The 272-nt window shown below is 53.7% G+C and carries 1 protein-coding gene; it reads right to left on the bottom strand.

Going from position 1 to position 272, the window contains the following annotated elements:
- A partial coding sequence (locus L9G74_RS20595; RefSeq protein ID WP_238898624.1) for a hypothetical protein occupies nt 1-272 on the bottom strand: 272 nt, incomplete at both ends.

Here is a 272-nt window from a genome sequence, read left to right as displayed (position 1 = left end):
GCTCGCATCCTGTATGTAGAAGGAGTTGGCGCCCAGCACCTGATTGGCTACGGTTACAATCCCTTCAACTCTGACAGTCTGGCCCTTCAGCGTTGGTGTGCCGGTGCTGTCGTTTTGGCGCAGTGCGCTGATTGGTGTTGTATCGCCTTCAATTGGAGACACGGAACTTTGCGGATTCGGGGTTGTAGCAATAAAGTCCTGGGAGTAATCATCTGTGTCCCAGCCATTTCCCTTTCCAGCTCCCGCACCTGACGGATCTGTACCGTCATTTG

Origin of the sequence: Shewanella electrica (assembly GCF_022321485.1) — a bacterium.
GTDB lineage: Bacteria > Pseudomonadota > Gammaproteobacteria > Enterobacterales > Shewanellaceae > Shewanella > Shewanella electrica.
This window is presented reverse-complemented; position numbering and strand designations above follow the sequence as displayed.